At 68.1% G+C, this 21,162-nt stretch carries 17 protein-coding genes; 13 read left to right on the top strand and 4 right to left on the bottom strand.

Going from position 1 to position 21,162, the window contains the following annotated elements; all coding sequences use genetic code 11:
* Positions 1-91: 91 nt before the first annotated feature.
* The 12 genes from gyrA (at position 92) to lapB (ending at position 14,169) form a co-directional block, all read left to right on the top strand.
* Positions 92-2,689 carry a DNA gyrase subunit A gene (gene gyrA / locus SAHL_RS05200; protein ID WP_123590339.1) on the top strand — a complete coding sequence of 866 codons (2,598 nt, stop codon included), beginning with the start codon at positions 92-94 and terminating at the stop codon, positions 2,687-2,689.
* Between the two features lie 53 nt (positions 2,690-2,742).
* Positions 2,743-3,825 (top strand): 3-phosphoserine/phosphohydroxythreonine transaminase, encoded by a 1,083-nt coding sequence (gene serC / locus SAHL_RS05195; protein ID WP_123590338.1) that lies wholly within the window; start codon positions 2,743-2,745, stop codon positions 3,823-3,825.
* A 165-nt stretch (positions 3,826-3,990) separates the two neighbouring features.
* A complete protein-coding gene (locus SAHL_RS05190) occupies positions 3,991-5,184 on the top strand; it encodes a 3-phosphoglycerate dehydrogenase family protein (protein WP_123590337.1) in 1,194 nt (397 codons plus the stop codon).
* A 48-nt stretch (positions 5,185-5,232) separates the two neighbouring features.
* Positions 5,233-6,342, top strand: coding sequence for a prephenate dehydratase (pheA, locus tag SAHL_RS05185; RefSeq protein WP_123590336.1), 1,110 nt, complete (start codon positions 5,233-5,235; stop codon positions 6,340-6,342).
* 47 nt (positions 6,343-6,389) lie between these two features.
* Positions 6,390-7,514, top strand: a complete 1,125-nt coding sequence (hisC, locus tag SAHL_RS05180) for a histidinol-phosphate transaminase (RefSeq protein ID WP_123590335.1) — start codon at positions 6,390-6,392, stop codon at positions 7,512-7,514.
* Positions 7,492-8,397, top strand: a complete 906-nt coding sequence (locus SAHL_RS05175) for a prephenate dehydrogenase (protein WP_221177841.1) — start codon at positions 7,492-7,494, stop codon at positions 8,395-8,397. The genes hisC and SAHL_RS05175 overlap by 23 nt, the downstream gene beginning before the upstream one ends.
* Positions 8,398-8,400: 3 nt before the next feature.
* Entirely contained in the window at positions 8,401-9,723 is a 1,323-nt protein-coding gene (gene aroA / locus SAHL_RS05170) for a 3-phosphoshikimate 1-carboxyvinyltransferase (RefSeq protein WP_123590333.1), read from the top strand.
* 14 nt (positions 9,724-9,737) lie between these two features.
* Complete coding sequence (cmk, locus tag SAHL_RS05165) at positions 9,738-10,409, top strand: (d)CMP kinase (protein ID WP_184947405.1); 672 nt, start codon at positions 9,738-9,740, stop codon at positions 10,407-10,409.
* A 117-nt stretch (positions 10,410-10,526) separates the two neighbouring features.
* Positions 10,527-12,212: a 30S ribosomal protein S1 gene (rpsA, locus tag SAHL_RS05160; RefSeq protein WP_123590331.1), complete on the top strand. Its 1,686-nt coding sequence runs from the start codon at positions 10,527-10,529 to the stop codon at positions 12,210-12,212.
* Positions 12,213-12,337: 125 nt separating this feature from the next.
* A complete protein-coding gene (locus SAHL_RS05155) occupies positions 12,338-12,625 on the top strand; it encodes an integration host factor subunit beta (protein WP_123590330.1) in 288 nt (95 codons plus the stop codon).
* 58 nt (positions 12,626-12,683) lie between these two features.
* Positions 12,684-12,974, top strand: a complete 291-nt coding sequence (locus SAHL_RS05150) for a LapA family protein (RefSeq protein WP_123590329.1) — start codon at positions 12,684-12,686, stop codon at positions 12,972-12,974.
* The gene (gene lapB / locus SAHL_RS05145) at positions 12,967-14,169 is read left to right on the top strand and encodes a lipopolysaccharide assembly protein LapB (RefSeq protein WP_123590328.1); all 1,203 of its coding nucleotides are present in this window, start codon (positions 12,967-12,969) and stop codon (positions 14,167-14,169) included. The genes SAHL_RS05150 and lapB overlap by 8 nt, the downstream gene beginning before the upstream one ends.
* Before the next feature lie 308 nt (positions 14,170-14,477).
* On the opposite strand, the gene SAHL_RS05140 is transcribed toward lapB, so the two are convergent.
* The gene (locus tag SAHL_RS05140) at positions 14,478-16,013 is read right to left on the bottom strand and encodes a M48 family metalloprotease (RefSeq protein WP_123590327.1); all 1,536 of its coding nucleotides are present in this window, start codon (positions 16,011-16,013) and stop codon (positions 14,478-14,480) included.
* Between the two features lie 194 nt (positions 16,014-16,207).
* On the opposite strand from SAHL_RS05140, the gene SAHL_RS05135 reads away from it, so the two are divergent.
* Positions 16,208-17,293: an AI-2E family transporter gene (locus SAHL_RS05135; RefSeq protein WP_123590326.1), complete on the top strand. Its 1,086-nt coding sequence runs from the start codon at positions 16,208-16,210 to the stop codon at positions 17,291-17,293.
* Positions 17,294-17,305: 12 nt separating this feature from the next.
* Here SAHL_RS05135 and glcF read toward each other — a convergent pair whose 3' ends face one another.
* Genes glcF through SAHL_RS05120 form a run of 3 tightly spaced genes read right to left on the bottom strand, consistent with a single transcriptional unit; the run spans position 17,306 to position 21,115 of the window.
* On the bottom strand, positions 17,306-18,550 hold the full coding sequence (gene glcF / locus SAHL_RS05130) for a glycolate oxidase subunit GlcF (RefSeq protein ID WP_123590325.1): 1,245 nt from the start codon (positions 18,548-18,550) through the stop codon (positions 17,306-17,308).
* A 1-nt stretch (position 18,551) separates the two neighbouring features.
* Positions 18,552-19,613: a glycolate oxidase subunit GlcE gene (glcE, locus tag SAHL_RS05125; RefSeq protein ID WP_123590324.1), complete on the bottom strand. Its 1,062-nt coding sequence runs from the start codon at positions 19,611-19,613 to the stop codon at positions 18,552-18,554.
* Positions 19,610-21,115 (bottom strand): FAD-linked oxidase C-terminal domain-containing protein, encoded by a 1,506-nt coding sequence (locus tag SAHL_RS05120; RefSeq protein WP_123590323.1) that lies wholly within the window; start codon positions 21,113-21,115, stop codon positions 19,610-19,612. Before SAHL_RS05120 ends, glcE begins: the two co-directional genes overlap by 4 nt.
* Between the last annotated feature and the right edge of the window lie 47 nt (positions 21,116-21,162).

The raw sequence follows: 21,162 nt of genomic DNA, 5'->3' as shown, positions 1-21,162 counted from the left end.
CGCGGCGGTCGGATGCCAGCCCGTGTGCTGACGCTCCGCTGCAGTCGAAGACCGTGGTCGGGGCCGGAAAGCGCACCACCAGAAAACGCCTATGGCCGACGTCGCAAAAGAGATTCTGTCGATCAACCTCGAGGACGAGATGCGCCAGTCGTATCTCGACTATGCGATGAGCGTGATCGTCGGCCGTGCGCTGCCCGACGTGCGGGACGGGCTCAAGCCCGTGCACCGACGCGTGCTCTACGCCATGCACGAGTTGTCCAACGACTGGAACCGGCCGTACAAGAAATCGGCGCGCGTGGTCGGCGACGTCATCGGTAAGTACCACCCGCACGGCGACTCGGCGGTCTACGACACCATCGTCCGCATGGCGCAGGACTTCTCCATGCGCTATGTGCTGGTCGACGGTCAGGGCAATTTCGGCTCCATCGACGGCGACGCGCCGGCGGCCATGCGCTACACCGAGGTGCGCATGGCCAAGCTGGCCCACGAGATGCTGGCCGACATCGGCAAGGACACGGTCGACTTCATTCCGAACTACGACGAGTCGGAATCCGAGCCGGCCGTGCTGCCGACGAAGCTGCCGAACCTGCTGGTCAACGGCGGCACCGGCATCGCGGTGGGCATGGCGACCAACATCCCGCCGCACAACATCGGCGAGATCATCGACGCCTGTCTGGCGGTCATCGACGACGAGACCGTCACCGTCGCCGATCTCATGGCCTACGTGCCGGGCCCGGATTTCCCCACGGCCGGCGTGATCAACGGCGCCGACGGCATCCGCGAGGCCTACGAGACCGGGCGCGGGCGCATCTATATCCGGGCGCGGGCACACTTCGAGGATGTGGACGAGCGCGGCAAGCAGGCGATCGTGGTCACCGAGCTGCCCTACCAGGTCAACAAGGCCCGCCTGCTGGAAAAGATCGCCGAACTGGTCAAGGACAAGCGCATCGAGGGCATCACCGAGCTGCGCGACGAGTCCGACAAGGACGGCATGCGCATGGTGATCGAGCTGCGCCGCGGGGAGACCCCCGAGGTGGTGCTCAACAATCTGTATCGCCATTCGCAGATGCAGACCGTGTTCGGCATCAACATGGTCGCGCTCGACGACGGCCAGCCGCGCACCCTCGATCTCAAGCAGATGCTGGAGGCGTTCATCCGCCACCGGCGCGAGGTCGTCACCCGGCGCACCCAGTACGATCTCGCCAAGGCCCGCGCCCGGGCGCACGTGCTCGAGGGCCTGACCATCGCGCTGGCCAACATCGACGAGGTGATCGCACTGATCAAGGCCTCCAGCGGGCCGTCGGAGGCGCGCGAGGCGCTGATCGGCCGCGAGTGGCCGCCGGGGCAGGTGGTGGACATGCTCGAGCGGGCCGGCGCCGAGGCCTCGCGCCCGGCCGATCTGTCGCGCGCCTACGGCCTCCAGGAGGGCGGCGTCTATCGCCTGACCGAGACCCAGGCCCAGGCGATTCTCGATCTGCGCCTGCACCGGCTCACCGGGCTCGAGCAGGACAAGATCATCGAGGAGTTCGAGCAGCTGCTCGACCGGATCGCCGACTACATCGAGATCCTGTCGAGCATGGATCGGCTGTTCGAGGTCATCCGCGAGGAGCTCGAGGCGATCAAGCGCGAGTACGGCGATGCGCGTGCGACCGAGATCATCGGCGACCATCTGGATCTGACCACCGCCGATCTGATCACGCCCGAGGACGTGGTGGTCACGCTCACCCACGAGGGCTATGTGAAGTCGCAGCCGCTGGACGCCTATCGTGCCCAGCGCCGCGGCGGCCGCGGCAAGTCGGCCACGACCACCAAGGACGCCGACTTCATCGACAAACTGTGGGTGACCCACACCCACGACACGCTGCTGTGCTTCTCGTCCGCGGGCAAGGCGTACTGGCTCAAGGTCTACGAGCTGCCCAGCGCGGGCCGCGGGGCCCGAGGCAAGCCGATCGTCAACCTGCTCCCGCTGGAGTCCGACGAGCGCATCTCGCAGGTGCTGCCGGTCAAGGACTTCAACACCAACGAGAACGTGTTCTTCGCCACCCGCAACGGCACGGTCAAGAAGACCGCGCTGGAACAGTTCTCGCGCCCGCGTTCCAACGGCATCATCGCCATCGACCTGCGCGAGGACGACGCCCTGGTGGGCGTCGACCGCACCGCCGGCAACGATCAGGTGATGCTGTTCGCCTCCAGCGGCAAGGTGATCCGATTCGCCGAGGCCGACGTGCGCCTGATGGGCCGCAACGCCGCCGGCGTACGCGGCATCCGTCTGCCCGAGGGCGAGAACGCGGCGGTGATCGCGCTGATCGTCGTGCGCGAGGGCGAGATCCTGACCGTGACCGAACACGGCTACGGCAAGCGCACGCCGGCGACCGACTATCCGCTGCGCGGCCGCGGCGGGCAGGGCGTGCTCGCCCTCAAGCAGTCGGACAAGACCGGCGCCGTCGTCGGCGCGACCCAGGTGCTGGGCGACGACGAGATCATGCTGATATCCAACATGGGCACGCTCATCCGCACGGCGGTCGCCGAAGTCTCGGTGCTGGGGCGCAACACCCAGGGCGTGCGCATCATCCGCGTCGCCGACGATCAGCGCCTGGTCGGCGTGGATCGCATCGCCACCGACGATGCCGACGATGCCGACGACGCCGCGGATGATCCGGAGGCTGCGGACGACGACGCGATCGACTGAACCGGTCCGCGCGCGCCGCCTTCAACGATTTCTTGAACCGGAGATAGAGCTATATGGCACGTGTCTACAACTTCAGCGCCGGACCGGGAACGCTGCCGGTCGAAGTGCTCGAAACCGCCCAGGCCGATCTACTGGACTGGCACGGCACGGGCATGTCGGTGATGGAGATGAGCCACCGCGGCGATGCCTTCGTCTCGATCGCGGAGAAGGCCACGGCGGACCTGCGCAAGCTGCTCGACGTGCCGGAGGGCTACAGCGTCCTGTTCCTGCAGGGTGGGGCGGCCGGCCAGTTCGCCGGCGTGCCGCTCAACCTGATGGGCGATGCCGGTCGCGCCGACTACATCGTCACCGGCAACTGGGGCAAGAAGGCGGTCAAGGAGGCCGGCAAGTACGGCGACGCGCAGGTGGCGGCGACCGGCGAGGCCGACGCCTTCACGCGTATCCCGCCGCGCGCCGACTGGCAGCTGCGCGATGACGCCGCCTATGTCCATTACACGCCCAACGAAACCATTCAGGGCGTCGAGTTCCCCGAGGTGCCCGACGTCGGCGATACGCCGCTGGTGGCGGACATGTCCTCGTCGTTCCTGTCGCAGCCGGTGGACGTGTCGAAGTTCGGCGTCATCTATGCCGGTGCGCAGAAGAACGCCGGGCCGGCGGGCGTGACCATGGTCATCGTGCGCGACGAGCTGATGGGCCGCGCGAACGCGCAGACGCCCATGGTGCTGGACTACAAGCAGCAGGCCGACGCCGATTCCATGCTCAACACGCCGCCGTGCTTCGCCTGGTACATGTGCGGGCTGACCTTCGAGTGGATCCTGGCCAACGGCGGCGTCGAGGGCATGGCCGAGCGCAACGCGCGCAAGGCGCGCAAGCTCTACGACTTCATCGACGGCTCGGACTTCTACCGCAACCCGGTGGCGCCCGAGGCGCGCTCGCGCATGAACGTGCCGTTTCTGCTCGCCGACGACAGCCTCGACAAGACCTTCCTGGCACAGGCCGAGGAAGCCGGCCTGTCGACGCTCAAGGGTCACCGCTCGGTCGGCGGCATGCGCGCATCGATCTACAACGCGATGCCCGAAGAGGGCGTGGACGCGCTGATCGACTTCATGCGCGGCTTCGAGAAGGACAACGGCTGACGGGGACGCCGCCACGAGCGGCACCGGCTGTCGCCACGATGACACGACGGCCGGTGCATGCTCGGCCGCGCGCCGCCGCTGCGGGCGGGCGACGCCGTCGCCTCGGCCCGGCGGCCGCGCGCACCCGGATGCATTTTCAATCGGTTTGATCGATAAAGGTTTTCGATGACGTACAAGGTACAGACGCTCAACAACATTTCCAGCAAGGGCCTGGATCGCCTCCCGCGCGAGCTCTACGAGATCGCCTCCGAACTGTCGCGCCCCGACGCGATCATCCTGCGTTCGGCGAACATGCACGAGATGGAGATTCCCGCTTCGGTGCGCGCGATCGGCCGCGCCGGCGCCGGCGTGAACAACATCCCGGTCGCGGACATGAGCAAGCGCGGCGTGCCCGTGTTCAACGCGCCCGGCGCCAACGCCAACGCGGTCAAGGAGCTGGTGCTCTCCGGTCTGCTGCTCTCATCGCGCAATCTGATGGGCGCCTGGCGCTACGTCGAGGAGTTGACCAGCAGCGGCGAGGATCTCAAGAAAGAGGTCGAAGCCGGCAAGAAACGCTTCAAGGGCATCGAGCTGCCCGGGCGCACGCTCGGCATCGCCGGCCTGGGGGCGATCGGCGTCAACGTGGCCAACGCCGCGCAGTCGCTGGGCATGAGCGTGCTCGGCTTCGACCCGGGCATCACCGTCAACAACGCCTGGCGGCTGCATGCGGGCGTGTCGGAGGCGCTGTCGATCGACGAGCTGCTCTCGCGTTCCGACTTCGTCACCCTGCACGTGCCGCTGGTCGAGGACACCCGCGGGCTGATCGACGCCAAGCGGCTCAAGCTCATGCGCAAGAACGCCGTGCTGCTGAACTTCTCGCGCGCCGAGATCGTGGACGAGGACGCGGTGCTGGCGGCGTTGGATGCCGGCAAGCTGAGCTATTACATCTGCGATTTCCCCTCCGAGAAACTGCGCGGCCACGCGCGCGTGGTCACGCTGCCGCATCTGGGCGCGTCCACCGACGAGGCCGAGGACAACAGCGCGGTCATGGTCGCCGATCAGCTGCGCGACTACCTGGAAGTGGGCAACATCCGCAATTCGGTGAACTTCCCGGAAGCGATCATGCCGCCCACAGCCCGGGCGCACCGCATGGCGGTGGTCAACAACAACGTGCCGAACATGGTCGGGCAGATCTCCTCGGCGCTGGCGCGCCACGGCCACAACATCGCCGACCTGCTCAACAAGTCCAAGGGCGACGTCGCCTACACGCTGGTGGACGTGGATGCGCCCATCGCCGAGGATGCGGTGGCCGAGATCGAGGGCATCGACGGCGTGCTGTGCGTGCGCTATCTCGGGGCCGTCGGCAGCGAGGCCGCCTGACCGGCGGCCCGGCCGGCGCATGGCGGCGAGCGTGAGGACAGGATCGGCATGAGCAATTCATCGGACAGCGACGCCCTGGCCGGCGCGCGCGAGCGCATCGACGCGCTGGATGCGCGCATCCAGGCGCTGATCGGCGAGCGGGCGGAGATCGCGCTCGAGGTCGCCCGCATCAAGCAGGCGCAGGGGCGTTCGGATTTCTATCGCCCCGAGCGCGAGGCCGAAGTGCTGCGCCGGGTCGCCGAGCGCAACGCCGGCCCGCTGGACGACGCCACGCTCACCCGCCTCATGCGCGAGGTGATGTCGGCCTGTCTGGCGCTCGAATCGCCGCTGAAGGTCGCCTACCTCGGTCCCGAGGGCACCTACACGCAGGCGGCGGTGTACCGTCACTTCGGGCACGCCGTGGACGCGCTGCCGCGGGCGGCCATCGACGAGATCTTCCGCGAGGTGGAGGCCGGCAACGCCGATTTCGGCGTCGTGCCGGTGGAGAACTCCACCGAGGGCGTGGTCAGCCACACACTGGACCAGCTCGTGGGCAGTTCGCTGTCGATCTGCGGCGAGGTCGCGCTCGCGGTGCATCATCATCTGCTGTCCAACGCCGGAACCCTGGACGGCGTGCGCCGCGTGGTCGCCCATGCGCAGTCGCTGGCACAGTGCCGCAAATGGCTGGATGCGCATCTGCCCGGCGTCGTTCGGGAAGGCGTGTCCAGCAACGGCGAGGCGGCGCGGATGGTCGCGCGCGAGGACAGTGCGGCGGCGATCGCCGGGCGCGCGGCCTCCGAGTTCTACTCGCTGCCGATGCTCGCCTCCAACATCGAGGACGAGCCCAACAACACCACGCGCTTTCTGGTCCTGGGCCGGCAGTCGGTGCCCGCCACCGGGGCCGATATGACGTCCATACTCGTGGCCATCCGCAACCGGCCGGGCATGCTGCACCGGCTGCTCACACCGGCGGCCGAGGCGGGCGTCGACCTGGCCCGCATCGAGTCGCGGCCGTCGCGGCGCCAGGCCTGGGATTACAATTTCTTCATCGACATCGAGGGCCACGTGGACGAGCCGCGCGTGCGCCAGGTGCTGGATGCAATCGAATCCGAGGCGGCTTTCCTCAAGGTCCTGGGCTCCTATCCACGTTCGGTCGGTTTCGGCGCCGGCAGCCCCTGACGCAATCTCGAAACGACTTTGAATACGACACGCAAGCGGTTGATGCCATGAGTCTTACGCTGACCGATCAGGCGCATGCCGGGATTCGCAGCCTGCACGCCTACGAGCCCGGCAAGCCGATCGAGGACCTCAAGCGAGAGCTCGGCCTGTCCTCGATCATCAAGCTGGCGTCGAACGAGAATCCGCTCGGCACCGCGCCGGCGGCGACGCGAGCGCTGGCCGAGTTCGCCGGTGAGCTGCATCGCTACCCGGACGGCAACGGCTTCGCGCTGAAGCAGAAGCTGGCCGCGCGGCACGCCATCGAGCCTGGCCGGATCACCCTCGGCAACGGGTCCAACGACGTGCTCGAGCTCACCGCCCGCGTGTTTCTCGGGCCGGGCAAGAACGCCGTGTTCTCCGAGTACGCCTTCGCCGTCTATCCGATCGTCGCTCGCGCGGTCAACGCCGAGACCCGCGTGGTGCCGGCGCTCGGCCCCAGCGCCGAAATGCCGCGCGGACACGATCTCGACGCCTTCATGGATCACGTCGACGACAACACCGGCGTGGTGTTCATCGCCAGCCCGAACAACCCGACCGGGACCTGGCTCGCGCCGGCGGCGATCGAAGCCTTTCTGGACGCGCTGCCCGCCCATGTTGTGGTCGTGCTCGACGAGGCCTATCTCGAGTACCAAGACCGCGACCAGCGGCCGGACAGCCGCGCCTGGCTGGAGCGCTATCCCAACCTGATCGTCACGCGGACCTTCTCCAAGATCTACGGCATGGCCGGGCTTCGGGTCGGCTACGGGCTGTCGTCGCCCGAGGTCGCGGACTACATCAACCGGGTGCGTCAGCCCTTCAACGTCAGCACCATCGGCCTGCACTGCGCCGAGGCCGCCCTCGACGACGAAGCCTTCATCGACCGGTCGATCGGGACCAACACCGTGCAGCGGGCCGCGCTCGCCGCGGAGCTGCAGGCGCGCGGGCTGTCCTGCCTGCCGTCGCAGGCCAACTTCATCACCTTCGACTGCGGCGAGGCTTCGACGCCGCTGTTCCAGGCGATGCTGCGCGAGGGCGTGATCGTGCGCCCGCTGGCCAGTTACGACATGCCCGAACATCTGCGGGTGACCGTTGGCGCGGCCGAGGACAACGCGCGTTTTCTGGCCGCGCTCGATGCGGTGCGGGACCGTGGCTGAGCCCACGCCGGCATTGCCCGAGCGCATCGCCATCATCGGCCTCGGGCTGATCGGCGGCTCGGTCGCGCGCGGTCTGCGCGCCCGCGGTCACGAGGGCGTGCTGGTCGGCTGCGTGCGCACCCCCGCCGACGCCGATCGGGCGCTGGCGCTGGGGCTGGTCGACGAAGCCGGAACCGACGCCGCCGTCGCCGTGGCCGGGGCGGATCTGGTGGTCGTGGCGGTGCCGATCGGGGCGATGGCGGATACGCTCGCGACGATCGCGCCGGCCCTGGCGCCGGCGGCCGCGGTCACAGATGTCGGCAGCACCAAGCTGAGCGTGATCGCCGAGGCCCGCGCCTGGCTCGGCGAGCGCTTTGCCCGTTTCGTGCCGGGTCATCCGATCGCCGGCACCGAGCACAGCGGGCTGGAGGCCGGCTTTGCGGAACTCTACGCGGGTCGCCGCGTGATTCTCACGCCGACGGCGGAGACCGACGCCGACGCGCTGGCGACGGTGACCGGGCTGTGGCACGGCCTCGGCGCCCGTGTCACCGAGATGGGCGCTGCCCACCACGACGAGGTGCTGGCGGCCACCAGCCATCTGCCGCACGTGCTGGCCTTCGCGCTGGTCGACAGCCTCGCGCGCATGGCCGAGCGCACCGAAATCTTCGACTACGCGGCCGGCGGCTTCGCCGACTTCACCCGCATCGCCTCCAGCGATCCCACGCTGTGGAGCGATATCGTCGGTGCCAACCGGGACGCGATCCTGCCGGTGCTCTCGCGCTACATCGGCGATCTGGAGACCCTGCGGGCGGCCATCGAACAGGGCGAGCGGGCGCCGTTGATGGATTGTTTCGGCCGCGCCAAGCAGGCGCGGGACCGCTTCACCGCCGCGCGGGGCGGCTGAGTCGTGCGTCGTTTCCGGATCGAGCCCGGCGGCCATCTGCAGGGTGAGGTGCAGGTGCCCGGCGACAAGTCCGTCTCCCACCGGGCGGTGATGTTCGCGGCGCTCGCCTCGGGCACGACCCGCGTGACCGGCTTCCTGGAGAGTGCGGACTGCCTGGCGACCCTGGCGGCCTTCGCCGCGATGGGCGTGGCACATCGACGCGAGGGCAATGCCCTGGTCATCGACGGCGTCGGCCTGCACGGGCTTCAGGCGCCCGATGCACCGTTGGATCTCGGCAACGCGGGTACCTCCATGCGACTGCTGTCCGGCCTGATGGCCGGGCAGGCGTTCGACAGCGTGCTCACCGGCGATGCCAGTCTGTCGCGCCGGCCGATGGCGCGGGTCATCGAGCCGCTGACCCGGATGGGTGCCGATATCCGCGGCGACGCGGCCGGTCGCGCGCCGCTGCACATCCGGGGCGGTCGGCCCCTGCGCGGCATCACCTACCGTCCGCCCGTGGCCAGTGCCCAGATCAAGTCCTGCGTGCTGCTGGCCGGTCTCTACGCCGACGGTGAGACGCGCATCGAGGAGCCCGGCGTCAGTCGCGACCATACCGAACGCATGCTCGCCGCCTTCGGCGTGCCGCTGCGACGCGGCGATCGCCGGGTGTCACTGCAGCCGGTCGAGCGGCTGCGCGCCGCCGATGTCGCCGTGCCCGCCGATCTCTCGTCGGCGGCCTTCTTCATGGTGGCGGCCAGCATCGCCGCGGACAGCGAGCTGTGGCTGCCGGCGGTGGGCATCAATCCCACCCGCCGCGGGGTGATCGACATCCTTCTGGCGATGGGGGCGGACATCGTCCTCGACAACGAGCGCGAGCAGGCCGGCGAACCGGTGGCCGACATCCGGGTGCGCAGCGCGCCCCTTAAAGGCATCGCCATCGGCGGCGATCAGGTCGAGCTGGCGATCGACGAATTCCCGGCGATCTTCATCGCCGCGGCCTGCGCCGAGGGGACCACGCGCCTGACCGGCGCCGCCGAGTTGCGGGTCAAGGAATCGGATCGGATCGCGGTCATGGCCGACGGCCTGGCCACGCTGGGTGTCGACGTGACCGTGGCCGAGGACGGGCTCACGATCGTCGGCCGGCCGCAGGCGCCGAGCTTCGGCGGAGGACATGTCGCCAGCCACGCCGATCATCGCATCGCCATGGCGTTCGCGATCGCCGCGCTGCGCGCGGACGCCGCGATCACGATCGATGACTGCGACTACGTCGACACCTCGTTTCCTGGGTTCGTGTCGGTGGCCGCGGCGGCCGGGTTGGCGATCCGCAGCGAGCGGGCGGCGTCGTGAATTCCTCGCCGGTGATGACGCTCGACGGGCCCGGCGGCGCCGGCAAGGGCACGCTGGCCTCGGCCCTGGCGCGGGAGCTGGGCTGGTATCTGCTCGACAGCGGGGCGCTGTATCGTCTCGTGGGCCTGACGGCCCTGCGCCGCGGCCTGGACCCGGCGGCCGAGACGGATCGGGAACGGGGCGCCGAGGCGGCGCGGCATCTCGAGCTGTATTTCGAGCCCGACAGCGGCGACGGGCAGCGCGTCCATCTGGCCGGCGAGGACGTCACCGAGGCGATCCGCAGCGACCTCGTCTCGGAGGCGGCATCGCAGTGGGCCGTACAGGCCGCCGTGCGCGAGGCGCTGCTGGAGCGCCAGCGCGCATTCGCGGTTCCGCCGGGACTGATCGCCGACGGTCGTGACATGGGGACCGTGATCTTTCCCGAGGCCGACCTGAAGCTGTTCGTGACCGCCTCGGCGGCCGAACGCGCCGCGCGGCGCCACGCGCAGTTGTCCGAGTTGCACGCCGATGCTAACCTTGATCGAATATATCAGGAGATTGTGGAGCGGGACGCGCGCGATGCATCGCGTGCCGTTGCGCCTCTCAAGCCGGCGGTCGATGCCCACGTCATCGATACCACCGGCGAGACCGTGGCCGCCTCGATCGAGCGCGTCCGCGGTCTTGTGCGCGAAAAGGGCTGGCTTTAATCTATAGGGTCCAGTCGCGCAAACTCAGGGCCGGAGGCGGCGCAAGGCCGTTTCACGGATTGTTTTTTCAACCACCGATGGCGCCTTTCTCGTGCGCCGCAGGATCAAGTCCCACCCATGTCTGAAAGTTTCGCCGAGCTATTCGAGCAAAGTCTGCAGGGTCGCACCATGCAGCCCGGTTCCCTCATCAACGCCGAGGTGCTGGAAGTCAAGAACGACGTCGTGATCGTCGACGCGGGCCTCAAGTCCGAAGGCGTGATCCCGGTCGATGAATTCTACGACGAGAACGGCGAACTGTCGGTCTCGGAGGGCGACAAGGTCGAAGTTGCGCTGGAGGCCGTCGAGGACGGTTTCGGCGCCACCCGGCTGTCGAAGGAAAAGGCCCAGCGGATCCGCACCTGGGACTTCCTCACCAGCGCCTACGAGAACAGCGAATCCGTGGTCGGCCACATCTCGGGCAAGGTCAAGGGCGGCTACACGGTCGATGTCGGCAACATCCGCGCCTTCCTGCCGGGTTCGCTGGTCGACGTGCGCCCGGTGCGCGACACCACGTATCTGGAAGGCAAGCCGCTCGAATTCCGTGTCATCAAGCTCGACCGTCTGCGCAACAACGTGGTCGTGTCGCGCCGCGACGTGCTCAAGGAAGAGTACAGCGAAGAGCGCAAGCAGCTGCTCGACACGCTCCAGGAAGGCATCGTGCTCAAGGGCATCGTCAAGAACCTGGTCGATTACGGCGCCTTCGTGGATCTGGGCGGCATCGACGGCCTGCTGCACATCACGGACATGTCCTGGAAGCGCATCAAGGACCCGACCGATGTCGTCAACGTCGGCGAGGAGATCGAGGTCAAGGTGCTCAAGTTCGATCGTGAGCGCACCCGTGTCTCGCTCGGCCTCAAGCAGCTCGGCGACGACCCGTGGGTCAACATCGCGCGCCGCTATCCCGAGAACACGCGCCTGTTCGGCAACGTGACCAACATCACCGACTACGGCGCCTTCGTCGAGATCGAATCCGGTGTCGAAGGTCTGGTGCACGTCTCGGAGATGGACTGGACCAACAAGAACGTCAATCCCGGCCAGCTCGTGTCGGTGGGCGACGAGGTCGAGGTCATGGTGCTGGAGATCGACGAGGAGCGCCGCCGCATCTCGCTGGGCATGAAGCAGTGCCAGTCGAACCCGTGGGAGGACTTCGCCGCCAACCACCAGCGCGGCGATCAGGTCTCCGGCCAGATCAAGTCGATCACCGATTTCGGCATCTTCGTCGGCCTGCCGGGCAACATCGATGGTCTCGTTCACCTGTCCGACCTGTCCTGGAACGAGGCCGGCGAGGAAGTGGTGCGCAACTACTCGAAGGGCGAAGAGGTCGAGGCCGTGGTGCTGTCGATCGACGCCGATCGCGAGCGCATCTCGCTGGGCATCAAGCAGCTGGCGCAGGATCCGCTCGGCAGCTTCGTCGCCGATCATTCCAAGGGCAGCATCGTCACCGGCACCATCTCGAGCGTGGACGCGCGCGGGGCGGTGGTCGACCTCGGCAACGACGTCTCCGGCTACATCCGCGCGTCGGATATCTCGCGCGACCGCGTCGAGGATGCGCGTTCGGTGCTCTCCGAGGGCGAGCAGGTCGAGGCCCGCTTCGTCGGCGTCGATCGCCGCAATCGCACCATCAGCCTGTCGATTCGTGCCAAGGAAGAGAAGGACGAGCAGCAGGCGATGCGCGAATACGCGGATACCGACGCTTCGACCGGCACGACCAGCCTGGGCGAGCTGCTCAAAGAGCAGATCGACGCCAACGATCGCACCGATTAGTCGGGTTTCGCCCGCTGCGGCGACGCGGGGCGCTTGCGCGCGCCCCGCGTTTTAAATAGCCTCTCGCTAGGGGTGCGTCATTGCGGCGCATGATCGGGGGTCGGCGTTTCGAGGGAGAGCGCTGGATGACTAAATCGGAATTGATCGAGCGGTTGGTCCAACGTCAGGCGCATATGTCGCACCGGGACGTGGAACTGGCCGTCAAGCTGTTGCTGGACAACGTGATCGGAGAACTGGCCGACGGCGGCCGGGTCGAGATCCGCGGGTTCGGCAGCTTTTCCGTACACCATCGGCCGGCGCGGCGGGGGCGCAACCCCAAGACCGGGGAATCCGTGGACATTCCGGAAAAGTACGTGCCGCACTTCAAGCCTGGCAAGGAACTGCGCGAGCGCGTCAATACGAACCACTCATAGCCGAGCGGTGGCGCGCCTTTCAGACGCCGCTCGACCATGGCAATAATACGGTGTCTCAATGCTGCGCCTGATACGTAACCTGGTTGTGATTGTCGCTCTGGTGCTCGGCGTCGCATTCGGCTTCTTCAACTATGACCTGGCCAGCGTCGATCTGCTCTGGACGACGACCGAGGCGCCGCTCGTCGTGCTGCTGGCCGTGGCATTCGTGATCGGTTTTCTCATCGCGCTGCTCGTCTGCGGCGTGCGCATCGCACGGTTGCGGAGTCAGCTGTCGAGCGCTCAGCGCAAGCTGAAGGACGCCCGGTCCGAAATATCCAACCTGCGGAGCCTGCCTATCCACGATGCTTGACGGCATCTGGGTGCTGCTGCTCCTGCTGCCGGTCGCGGCGGCATCGGGGTGGTATGCGCGGGGCCGAAGCCGGGATCCGGACGAGCCGCCGGCACCGGTCAACGCCGACTATCTGCGCGGCATCAGCCATCTGGTCAACGACGATGCGGATCGCGCGATCGCCGCCTTCGTGCGCCTGCTCGACGTCGACAACGATACCGCCGAGACCCATATCGCGCTCGGCAATCTCTTTCGTCGCCAGGGCGAGGTCGATCGGGCACTGCGTGTTCACCAGAATCTGGTGGCGCGTCCGAATCTGAAAGCGGCGCATCGCAATCAGGCGCGTTACGAACTGGCCCAGGATTATCTGCGGGCGGGCGTGCTCGATCGGGCGGAGAATCTGTTCCGCGAGCTTGCCGACCAGAACCTGTTTCTGGACCGGTCCCTGACCGGGCTGATCGCGATCTACGAGCAGGAGCGGGACTGGTCACAGGCCATCGAGACGACGCGTCGCCTCGAGACGGTACGCGGAACCTCGCTGCGCCCGGTGATCGCGCAGTATTTCTGCGAGCTGGCGGAGCAGGCCCGCAGTGAAGGCGCGCACGAGGCGCTGCAACGCCATCTCAAGGCCGCGCGCCATTCCTTTCGGGACTGTGCCCGGGCGAGCCTGATCGCGGGCGCGGTCGCGGAGCAGGGCGGCGAACACCGGGCCGCGATTCGCGCCTGCCGCCAGATCCTGCGCCAGGACGCAGCATTCGTCTCCGAAATCGTCGAGCCGATGCGGCGCTGTCATGCGGCACTGCATGACGAGCGCGGCTACGCCCAGTTCCTGCGCGAGCTGATGCCGCTATGCGATGGGGCGCACCCGCATGTGGCCTATGCGCGCCTGCTGGAGCGCCAGGGTCGCGTCGACGAAGCGATCGCGCACATCTCGCAGTATCTGCAATCCGAACCGAACTGGATCGGCTTCTATCATCTGCTCGACCTGACCTGGTCGCAGACGCGCAGCAATCTCACCGGCCCGCTCGACAGTCTGCGGCAGTCGCTTGGCCGCATCATCGAACGTCAGCCGCTCTATCACTGCGGGCAGTGCGGATTCGCGGGGCGCTACCTGCATTGGCAGTGTCCGAGCTGCCGGCAGTGGAATACGGTCACGCCCGTGCGGGATGTGCGTCCCGGCGAGACAGCGCCGACCCGGAGTGCCCGCCTGCTCTAGGGCCTGTTGACACTCATGAGCCCGCGCCAAGCGCTGTCGTGCGGCAAGACAAGGCGCAGTAAGCGCCGCGCAGTAGGTCGGCGCAAGCGCGCGACAACGCTGGATTGCTGTACGACAGCGCTCGGCCCTACGGGTCGGGACGCGCATGAAACAATCACGGGCCCTCTGCGGCGTTGCGAGTATTGATCGTCGCTCGCCGCGATCGGCGAATCGCGTCTTGCCGCCCACGATAGGCGGTCTCCAACGCGGCGTTCGCATGAGGTGTCAACGGGGGCTCTAGAAGTGCCCGCCGTGCGCTGCGTGCTGAATCATCGCGCGGAACCGCGGCGCGTCGAGCCGGGCCGTGCGTCTTCATTGACGCGCTCGCGACATTCGCGCTCGGACCAAGCGTCGTGACAGGCGCGCACGATCTGATCGAGCTGTGCGCGCAGGCGGCTTTCGTCGAAGGCGTTCAGATCGGCGGTCTGCAGCGCGGCGCGCAGCTGGTTGATGGCCGGTGCGTAGGCGCCGCGCATCGCATGGAACCGGGCCTGGCGATAGTAGGCCTCGCCGAGTCGCCCCTCCTTGCCGGCGGCGCGCGCGAGCATCTCCTGTGCTTCCGAGGCACTGGTCAGCAGTTCGGTTTCGCCGAGCAGGTAATCGCGCGCTGCGTCGGCCTCGCCGGCCTCGATGAGTGTGCGTGCGTAATCCAGCTTGGCGGCCGCGCTGTCGGGAAAATCCGCCCGGATGGCGTCGAGCTGGCGCCGTGCCGTGGCGAGCTGGCCGGCGCGCGAATAGGTGTGCGCCAGGGCCAGTCGATAGGCGAGCATGTCGGGATGGGCCCGCGCCAGCGGCTGCAGCAGCTCGGCCGCCTTCTGGTTGCGGCCGAGTCGGTTCAGCACCAGGGCGTAGCCGTAGTCCAGCGCGGGTGCCGGGCGGCCGTCGTCGCGCCGATCCTCGTAGTAACGCGCGAGATCACCCAGCTGACGCCCGGCGAGCACGCGCGCGCGCTCCTTCATCAGGGCGTATTCGGGCGACTCGCGAACGTCGATCGCGCCGTAGTCGGCGGCTCGGGATTCGGCCTCGGCCATGCGCGTGTTGCTCACCGGATGCGAGAGCAGAATCTGTGGCAGTTGGGTGCCGTAAAGACGGGCACGACGCTGCATCTTCGCGAAGAAGCTCGACATGGCATCGGGGTCGTAGCCGGCCGCGGCCAGCGTACGGATGCCCAGGCGATCGGCCTCGTATTCGTGCGAGCGGGTGTAGTTGGTCTGCTGCTGGCCGAGGTTGGACACACCGGCGGCCACGGCGGCCGAGATGGCGTCGGGGTCGCCGCCGCCGGCGACGGCCGCGAGCAGGACCGCTGCGGCGGTCGCCCAGCCCATGCCCGACGTCGCCTCGATCTGGCGGGCGATGTGGCGCTGGGTGACGTGCGCGATCTCGTGGCTCATGACGCCGGCGAGTTCGCTCTCGTTGTCGGTCTCGGTGAGCAGGCCGGCATTGATGCCCACATAGCCGCCCGGCAGTGCGAAGGCGTTCACCTGTGCGCTGTCGATGACGTAGAACTGGAAGTCGCCCGCGTCGCCCGAGGTGTGACTGACCAGCCGGCGGCCGACCTGATTGACGTATTCGGACAGCAGCGTGTCCTCGATGATCATGCCGCGGCCGAGCAGTTCGGAAACGACCTGCCGCCCCAGCTTGTCCTCCTTGGCCGGCGACATATACGCATCGGCGGGCTGACCGATGGTCGGCAGCTGATAGTCGCGTGCCGCGCTGGCGGTCGCCATGACAATGAAACACGCCAGGCAGCCCGCGAGCCAGCGGACGAGGATGGGGGTCGCGCGCACGAAGAGTCTTTCCGACATCGGTCCCAGTGAGACTCAGGTTAGCGTGATTCGTTCATTCCATTAAACTGCCCGCGAAGCGCCTGCATCGATGCGAGACAAGGAGACAGAGTGGTTCAACAGCACAACAGGCACCATCCGGGGGGTGGCCCCGGCGGACCGCGTCATCCGGGGGGTGGCCCCGGCGGACCGCGTCTCGTCGACGGGCTCGCGGCATGAACATCATCCGCTCCTGGTTCGCCCGGCATTTCTCCGATCCGCAGGTGGTCGCGCTCGCGCTGATTCTGCTCAGCGGCCTCGTCCTGCTCATGCTCTTCGGCCGGCTGCTCACGCCCGTGCTGGCCTCGGTGGTGGTCGCCTATCTGCTCGACGGGCCGGTCTGTCGGCTCGAGCGGCTGCGGGTGCCGCGCTGGGTGGGCGCCGCGCTGCTCTCGACGGCTCTGCTGCTGAGCGTGGTCTGGGTGAGCTTTGCGCTGCTGCCGCTGCTCACCCGTCAGGCGGGCCAGATCGTGCAGGAACTGCCGGCGTTGATCGATCGTATCCAGACGTGGATCGCGTCGCTGCCCTCGCGCTATCCGGCGCTGATCACCGGCGAGCAGATCGATGCGCTGCTGAACACCACCACGATCGACGTCGCCTCCTGGCGCCAGTCGCTGGTCACGCGGTCGCTGGTGGTCGGGGTGGGGCTGCTGTATCTCGGCGTCTATATTCTGCTCGTGCCGCTGATGGTGTTCTTCATGCTGCGCGACAAGCACCAGATCCTGATCTGGATCGCGGGTTTCGTGCCGCGCAATCGCGGGCTGGTGCAGTCGGTCTGGTGGGATGTCAACGCCCAGCTCGGCAACTACATCCGCGGCAAGGCAGTGGAGATCGCCATAGTCTGGGTGGCCGCCTACGCGACGTTCACGCTGCTCGGGCTCAAGTACGCGATGCTGCTGTCCGCCCTGGTCGGGTTCTCGGTGCTCGTACCCTACATCGGCGCGTTCGGCATGACCGTGCCGGTGATGCTGGTCGCCTATGCGCAGTGGGGCATGGAGGCCCAGACGCTGTACGTGCTGGTCGCCTATATCGTGCTCCAGATGCTCGACGGCAACGTGCTGGTGCCGGTGCTGTTCTCGGAGGCGGTGGACCTCCACCCCGTTGCCATCATCACCGCAGTGCTCTTCTTCGGCGGCGTGTGGGGCTTCTGGGGCGTGTTCTTCGCCATTCCACTGGCGACCGTCGTCCACGCCGTGATCAAGGCGTGGCCGCGAACATACGTGCCGCCCGAGGCCGAGACGCGCGGCCTGCGGGCCGGCTGAGACGCGGCGGCCTCAGGCCGCCGCGGGCTGGGCCATCCGCGGTTCCAGCAGCTCGATCCAGTGCCGCACCGGGATGCCGGCGGCGGCTTCCAGATGCAGCTGGCAGCCGATGTTGGCGGTCACGATCACGTCCGGGGCACCGGCATTGAGCGAGGCGAGCTTGTTCTCGCGCAGCTCGTTGGCCATGGTCGGCTGCAGGATCGAATAGGTCCCCGCGGAGCCGCAGCACAGATGCGGATCCTGCACGTGGGTGAGCTGATAGCCCGCCTGGGTGAGGATCTCGGCGACGTTGTCGTGCAGGCCGGGGGCGTTCTGCAGCGTGCACGGCGGATGATAGGCGACCTTGCGGCCGTCGCCGATGTCGCCGAGCGCGGTCAGGTCCTCCTGCGCCAGCACGTCGCTTAGATCGCGTGTGAGTTCCGATACCCGCGCGGCCTTGTCCGCGTACACCGGGTCGTTGCGCAGCATGTAGCCGTACTCGGCCACCGAGGCGCCGCAGCCGCTGGCGGTGATCACGATCGCCTCGGCGCCGGCCTCGATATGCGGCCACCAGGCATCGATGTTGGCGCGCGCGAAATCCAGCGCCTCCTCGCGGTGGCTCAGATGCTGGGACAGCGCGCCGCAGCAGCCGCTGGCCTTCGGCGCGATCAGGCGCACGCCGAGCTTCGAGAGAATGCGCGCGGCGTGTGCGTTGGTGTTGGGCGCGGCCACCGGCTGCACGCAGCCGTCATGGACGAGCATGGTGCGTTGGGTGTTGTCCGCCTGCGGCCAGTCGATGCGCTCCTGTTTCGGTGGCATCTTCTGGCGCAGCGGCGCCAGCGGCCCCACCAGCAGCGGCTTGAAGAAATGGCCGAGCGCGAAGACGAAACCGAAACGGTTTCGGTAGGCCACGATATGACGCAGCAGCCAGCGCACGACCCGCTGCGGCAGCGGCCGCTGCACCTTCTGATCGACCAGTTCGCGGCCGATGTCGGCGAGCTTGGCGTACTCCACGCCCGACGGGCAGGTGGTCTCGCAGGCGCGGCAGGTCAGGCAGCGGTCGAGATGACGCTGGGTCTTCTCGGTCGGCTCTTCGCCTTCCAGCACCTGCTTGATCATGTAGATGCGCCCGCGCGGGCCGTCCCGCTCGTCGCCGACCAGCTGGTAGGTCGGGCAGGTGGCGGTACAGAAGCCGCAGTGGGTGCAGGCGCGCAGGATGCGGTCGGCCTCCTGGCCGTCGGCGGTGTCGCGCAGTTGCGGGATGATCGATGTCTGCATATCAGAAGTCCGGGTAGAGCCGGCCGCGGTTGAGAATACCGGCCGGATCGACGGATTGCTTGATGCGCCGATGCAGCGCCATCAGCGCCTTGGGCAATGGATGAAAACGCGGCGACGCGTCACCGCGATGAATGCTGGCGTGGCCGCTGTGGCTCGATACCGCCGCGCGGACCGTCTCCGCGGGTGCGGCCGATCGCAGCCAGCGCTGGGCGCCGGCCCAGTCGAGCGCCGTCGGCCCCTCAAGATCCATCATGGGTGTGGCCGGGGCCACGGACAAGCGCCACAGCGGGTCGTCGCCTTCGAAGAATTCGCGCGTCTGCTCGCGCACGCTCTGCCAGAAGGTGCCGTCGTCGGTCAGCGCTTCGCCGCCGAGCGCCCGGATGGCCGAGTCCACCGAGGACTGTGCGCCGGCCAGCCGCAGATAGGTGCGGCCGTCCTCCCAGTAGGCGGCGGTGATCGGCCACGGCTTGCGCTGCCAGGCGTTGATCTGCTCGATGGCCGTGGCGGCGTCGTGCTCGAACACCCGCGTGGCGCGCGCACGTGGGGCCGGCAGTACCTTGAGGCTGATCTCCAGCAGCACGCCGAGCGTGCCGTGGGCGCCGGCCATCAGCCGCGACAGATCGTAGCCGGCGACGTTCTTCATGACCTCGCCACCGAAACGCAGATCCTCGCCTCGGCCGTTGACGATGCGCGTGCCCAGCACGAGATCGCGGGCGGCGCCGAAGAATGGCCGGCCGGGCCCGGACATGCCGGCGGCGATGGTCCCGCCCAGGGTCGCGTTCGCACCGTGGTGTGGCGGCTCGAAGGGCAGCATCTGACCGGCGTCGGCGAGCGCGGCCTCGATCTTGGTCAGCGGCGTGCCGGCGCGCGCGGTGAGCACCAGCTCGCCCGGCTCGTAGGACACGATGCCGCGGTGCCCGGTCACGTCCAGCGCCTCACCCTCGGCGCGCTCGCCCAGAAACGCCTTGGTGCCGCCGCCGCGGATCGCCAGCGGCGCCTCGCGGGCCGCGGCGTCGGCGACGCGTTCGCTCAGCTCCCGGCTCAGATCGGCGTGCTCGCTCACAGTCGCTCCAGTTCGGGGTGGGGCAGTTCGCCGTTGTGGACATGCATGGCGCCGAATTCGGCGCAGCGGTGCAGGGTGGGCACGGCCTTGCCCGGATTGAGCAGGCCCTTCGGATCGAAGGCTTCCTTGACCGCATGGAACTGGGTCAGCTCGGCCGAGGGGAACTGCACGCACATCTGGTCGATCTTCTCGACCCCGACGCCGTGCTCGCCGGTGATCGAGCCGCCGTGCTCCAGGCACAGCCGGCAGATCGCGCCGCCGAAGGCTTCCGTGCGCTCCAGCTCGCCTTCCTGATTGGCGTCGTAGAGGATCAGCGGATGCAGATTGCCGTCGCCGGCGTGGAAGACGTTGGCCACGCGCTGGCCGTATTCTTCCGACAGCTCGCCGATGCCGATCAGCACCTCAGCGAGAGCCTTGCGCGGGATCGTGCCGTCCATGCAGTAGTAGTCCGGCGAGATGCGGCCCATGGCCGGGAAGGCGGCCTTGCGTCCGGCCCAGAACAGGGCGCGCTCGGCGTCGTCGCGCGAGATGCGGACCTCGGTCGCGCCCTCGCGCTCGACGACCTCGCGCACGCGTTCGATGTCCTCCTCCACCTCGGCTTCGGTACCGTCGACCTCGCAGAGCAGGATGGCGGCGGCGTCCTTGGGGTAGCCCGCGTGGACGAATTCCTCGGTGGCCACGATCGCCGGGTTGTCCAGCATCTCCAGGCCCGCAGGCACGATGCCGGCCTGGATGATCGCGGCCACGGCGTCGCCGGCCTTGCGGACGTCGTCGAAGGCCACCAGGGCGACCCGCGCCAGCTCCGGCTTGGCCAGCAGCTTGACCGTGACCTCGACGATCACCCCGAGCAGGCCCTCGGAACCGGTCATCAGCGCGAGCAGGTCGAAACCGGGGCTGTCCAGCGCGCTGCTGCCGATGGTCAGGCGCTCGCCCTCCACGGTCACGATCTCGATCTGGACGATGTTGTGGGTGGTCAGGCCGTATTTCAGACAGTGAACGCCGCCCGAATTCTCGGCCACGTTGCCGCCGATCGAACAGGCGATCTGGGAGGACGGGTCGGGCGCATAGTAGAGCCCGAGATGCGATACCGCCTCGGAGATCGCGAGGTTGCGCACGCCGGGCTGGACCGTGGCCCGTCGGTTGTCGGTGTCGATGTCCAGGATGCGGTTGAACTTGGCCAGCGACAGCAGGACGCCGTCGTCCAGCGGCAGCGCGCCGCCCGACAGGCCGGTGCCGGCGCCGCGGGCGACCACCGGCACGTCGTTGGCGTGGCAGATGCGCATGGTTGTCTGGACCTGGGCGATGGTCGACGGCAGCACCACGATCATCGGCACCTGGCGATAAGCCGACAGGCCGTCGCATTCGAACGGGCGCAGATCCTCGTCCGCGTGCAGCACGATATCGGCGGGCAACTCCGCCGTGAGCCGCTCGATGAGCTGCTGTTTCCGGGGCGCGCCACCGAGCGCCTGCTCGGTCGACGCGGCAAGATCGGCATGGGCCATGGAAACTCCTGGCGCCTGCGCGCGCTGTGAGCGCTGCAAGCGGTTCT

The organism is Salinisphaera orenii subsp. halophila YIM 95161, from assembly GCF_003732545.1.
GTDB classification, from domain to species: domain Bacteria; phylum Pseudomonadota; class Gammaproteobacteria; order Nevskiales; family Salinisphaeraceae; genus Salinisphaera; species Salinisphaera orenii_A.
Note: the sequence above shows the minus strand (reverse complement) of the source record. Positions and strands in the feature narration are given on the sequence as shown.